Source organism: Aeromonas sp. R1-1 (genome assembly GCF_040908495.1).
GTDB classification, from domain to species: Bacteria; Pseudomonadota; Gammaproteobacteria; order Enterobacterales; family Aeromonadaceae; genus Aeromonas; species Aeromonas veronii.
On the sequence record NZ_JBFODV010000214.1, the window covers coordinates 1 to 4,208 of the forward strand.

3 protein-coding genes and 1 pseudogene are annotated in these 4,208 nt (G+C 53.4%); all 4 read right to left on the reverse strand.

All coding sequences use genetic code 11. The annotated features are described in order from the left end of the window. Positions 1-927: 927 nt before the first annotated feature. The gene (locus tag AB5Y92_RS14455; protein ID WP_206525787.1) at positions 928-1,344 is read right to left on the reverse strand and encodes a hypothetical protein; all 417 of its coding nucleotides are present in this window, start codon (positions 1,342-1,344) and stop codon (positions 928-930) included. A gap of 371 nt (positions 1,345-1,715) precedes the next feature. After that, positions 1,716-2,318 (reverse strand): hypothetical protein, encoded by a 603-nt coding sequence (locus AB5Y92_RS14460; RefSeq protein WP_164535903.1) that lies wholly within the window; start codon positions 2,316-2,318, stop codon positions 1,716-1,718. A gap of 20 nt (positions 2,319-2,338) precedes the next feature. Further along, positions 2,339-3,121, reverse strand: a complete 783-nt coding sequence (locus tag AB5Y92_RS14465) for a hypothetical protein (RefSeq protein ID WP_164535902.1) — start codon at positions 3,119-3,121, stop codon at positions 2,339-2,341. A gap of 217 nt (positions 3,122-3,338) precedes the next feature. Then, positions 3,339-4,103 (reverse strand): annotated as a pseudogene (locus tag AB5Y92_RS14470) (Abi family protein); the annotation flags it as partial. Positions 4,104-4,208: the final 105 nt, after the last annotated feature.

Below are 4,208 nucleotides of genomic sequence, written 5' to 3' on the forward strand. Positions count from 1 at the left end.
CTCACCAGCCTGTTTATGTGGACCAAGCTGCACGGCACACCCAGAGCCATCATCGCGCTGACGCTCGCTGGCACCCTCGGTACCCTGCTGTTTGCCCTGCTGGGATAGCGCAACCAGCATGTTTCAGCGCCGCAAGACATGAAAAAACAGCAATAGAAACAGTCAGCTGGCGGCGATGCCGTCAGCAGCCACATCAAGAAAAGGAAATAACAGAGAGCGGAAAAAGAGAAGGGATACCAAGAGGTAACGGGAAGTACTGCCAGCTCAACAGTAACGCCCCAAAAGCGTAGAAACGCCAAAAAACAAAAGGCCATCATTGCTGATGGCCTTTTGTCATGAATTTGATGGTGCCCGGGGTCGGACTCGAACCGGCACGGTTATTCACCGGCGGATTTTGAATCCAGAAACTGCGGTTTCCTAGAGATAGTACGACTCGTAAGCCATTGAATCAAGTGTGGTTTGGTTATTTCAGGTTGGTTAAAGTTGAGGTGGGTTTGCACACTTTGCACATTTTTACCCACCGAAATCACACGCCAACGACTAGCAAAACTAGGTAATCCCCACCAAATGTCACTGTCTCTTGCTAGATCTACGTCGCATGTTGACTGCATGTTCTCGTGGTTAGCATGAAGCCTGCCGTATCCACTTTGAAGCAACTCAGCCAGACCTGCTGCTGGTAGAGCACCGTCAAGGTCCACCAGCCGCCAAGTTGGCCGACGGCTACTACCCACGGACGGCACTGGCCACAACTGTTACACCAAGGTGGGATAGATAGTGGTTTCCATGGGGAATATTTCGAGGGAAGGGATAGTGCAGCGCGGGATGGGAGATAACGCACTGCAGAACAAGCCATCTTGCAGGATAACAGGCAGCAAAAAGGGGCCTGGATTAACCATGAGCCCCCTTATGCGCAATACGATCTTGCGGTCAATCAAACGTAGTTTCGCAATCTCGACACTCGTACTTATCGAACAACATTCCATCAAGTGCAGAACCAGCAGCAGCGCCAGCAGTAGCTCCGGCAGCAGCAGCTGCAAAACGACCTAGCAACCCACCAACAACACCACCGATTGCTGTACCAACCCCAGGAATAACCGATCCAATAGCCGCGCCTGTAGCAGCACCACCCAGGGCACCACCCACACCGCCAGCAACACCTCCGGTTTTCTTACCAATGTTTCGCTCACGCACGTTTGAAGAATTGCAGTTCGGACACTTCACCATATAAACACCTTTTTTCTGATAGCGTGTCCTCGATTTTATCACCATCAAACCCGTTTGAAACCAATCACGAGTAACAATTTGACAGTTCATAACGCATTTTATGTTCAATTGGGACAACATCCATCACAACTAGCAGAAACACTTGAGCAACCGCAACATTCGCTAGTCGAACAAGGGGCTACATGAGCATGAGCTCATACCCCTGCTCCTCAACCTCTTGATAGAACCATGACTGAAGAGCCTGAATTTCATCATTCGTTCTGCAGGAACGCGAGCGAGAAGATAGGCCAATCCAGAGATCCTCAACCGAGGGTTTAGAGCTCCATTCCTTGATCCGAACCACTAACGAACCGATATCATGGATTTTGTTGGGTAACTCGAATTTAGTCTGTGTCATTACATCTGCTCTCAAAGCCCACCGTGATGGCCATTTAAATATCAGGTCATTACATGCCCTTGGCTCATGGCACTGTTACCAGCCAACCACAGGCTCAACGATGACTCATCTCTTCGATCCAACGGGCCACGCTATCAGGGTCGGCAAGCAGCTGGGCGAGCGGCAGATGATTGGAGCAGATCTCAAGCTGATGACATTTGTCACTTTGCTGCCAGTCAGGTTGATGAGCAGGCCAGCTAATCTGCTTGAGCAGATCCCAGAAGTGGTTATCACTATCCTGCAGGCAACGGTACAGATTCACTTCAACCACTGCGTTACCAGACAATTGCAAAGGATCGGGCTGGCCCTTCGTACTTGCACGCAAGGTTGAGTTTTGACGGAAATCATCATCGATATAGAGGCGAAAAATCAGCGTCTTATCACCTTGCTGAGCCTTATCGCCATTCCTGTCCCGGTAGGCATGACTCGATGCAAACAGCGGCAGATAGTCCCATGCCCAGCTGCTGGATGGGCGGGTTCCCGAGCGGCAGGGGCGGCTATTTTCGCTGGGCTCCCAATACCAGAACTCGGCGTCCAGCGCCTGACTGGCGATCTGATCGAATAGCGGCAGGATACGCTGGTAGAAACCGGCGGCGAGTCGGTGGGCTTGTTGCAGTTGGGTAACCAGCTGGGTGGTCTGTTCAAGATCGTGTTGCATGGCGGCATCCTTAGCCAAAGTCAGTGATTCAAAAAGGAGAAATCGGGGCGAGATAGGTGCAATGTCCCGACATAGTCGAGCAGGGCAGTCCAACCCGTAGGTTCAGCCGGTGGGGGAGTTTCCCGCTCAGACATCAACCCGCAATCCAGGTCCAGCTGCCCTGCGTAGGCAAACAACGGCGCCCATTCAGGCACCACTGGGGCCATGCCAAACAGCTCGAACGCCTGCAGCCACTCATCGCGAATGGCGCGATCCTGACGGCAGGATTCAAACTCGGAGGCAGTTTGCAGATAGCGGCGCAGTGGCTCCCATTCACGCAAGGTCATCTGAACAAAGCGCGTCGGCAGATCAGGGCGAGACAGCGGGGCGACAGGGATATTGCCGAGCGCCACGTAATAGAGCCGGTCTTCATAGTCATCAAACTCGGCTTCGCTGACCACAGCATTGACCTGGGCCAGCCACTGCTCCCGATACTGGTCACCACCGAACGGGGGCTTCACCTCGATAACCACCAGCGCGTCGTCAAAGTGGAGCAGCACATCGGGCTCGACATAACGGCGATCCTGCAGCGATGCCAGTTTTGGCCACAGCTCCAGCCGTTGAAAGGTGGCCGGGTCTAGCGGATTGTCACCGAGTAGAAAGTGCAGCACGGCACCCAGAGCACCGTCCGAGAGGTGGGGAAGACGGCCAAAGAAAGTGGCAGTCAGCAGATCTTCGCTGCCTTTAAACAGGTCGCTCCAGCGCAGGGATTCCCCTTCCCGCTCGATACGCCCAGCCTTGCCATGCAGGATTGCATGTAGCATCGCAACTCCTTGTAATATTGATATTTCAAGCCGGCTCTCACATAGCTGAAGAGCCTTTGAGATCCTGCTTTAATATCCACTCGACTACCACTCTATCCGTCACAAAATGGGGTAAAAAAGTTTGGCTGAATGGAGGTTCCCCCCTATTCTTCTTCGCAACACGACCCGGGCCTCTTGGTTGCTTTGCAACTTACGCTGGGGTTCTTATTTGGTGGATTTACCACCACTCCTGCCAGTTCTCTATGTACCCCATATTTGCCAACCCCAGCTTGCGCACCGACTTTTGTGTGGGGAACGTCAGCAGATGCTCCCGCAGGCGCAGATGCCACTGGGTATTCGGGCAAATCACCTTGAGTAGATGCCGTGTGATGACCAGCAGCACGAATGGCTTGGCCAGCCGCTCATCATCTTTTGCCAGGAAATCGCACCATTGCACCTCTCTTGGCTTGGGCAACCTCACCTGCGTCGTCACGTTGCGGTTCCAGAGGCGGCTATGATGGGCGCAGATATTGCGCAGGTAACTGAGACCGTAGATCCAGCTGGCAAAAACCTGCCAGTCCAGACCGTATTTGCTGGCGATATGCTGCTGATCCGACACCTTCATCATGCCGATCAACTGCGAGATAGCGCCAAAATCAAATACCTCTACTGCTACCCAGATCGGCAGTTCCTCACCATGGCGCTGATGGTAGTGGCGCACAAAGTCCTCTTTGGAACGCTTTACCAACCCTCGGTATTTCTCCATCCACGCCTCAAAGCGGCTCTGGTGACTCCCCCTGAATGCGGGCTGCCGGATAAAGCTGGGGTGGAAGTAGCTGCGATCGAGGTGAGCAAAGGTATTTCGCTTGCCAAGCAGATAGGCAAGATCGACCCGCAAGGCCACCTCAATCCGCTCCAGCGCATCCACTACCAGCAGGCGCAGCTTCTTGTCGAACAGATAGAGCTCCACCGCATCCAGCAGATGGGTGTCGGGGCAAAACTGGTCCGTCGCCCTTGAATCGCCCCTACTTTCCTAGACACCTCAAGAGCCTCAAACTGAGGTCAATCAGGAGGTATTATGAGCAAGCAGCAACGTTACACGGAAGAA

Coding starts and splice junctions, on each gene's coding strand:
- AB5Y92_RS14460 (WP_164535903.1), bottom strand. CDS start 2,318: ATGCAACACGATCTTGAACAGACCACCCAGCTGGTTACCCAACTGCAA.
- AB5Y92_RS14455 (WP_206525787.1), bottom strand. CDS start 1,344: ATGTTGTCCCAATTGAACATAAAATGCGTTATGAACTGTCAAATTGTT.
- AB5Y92_RS14465 (WP_164535902.1), bottom strand. CDS start 3,121: ATGCTACATGCAATCCTGCATGGCAAGGCTGGGCGTATCGAGCGGGAA.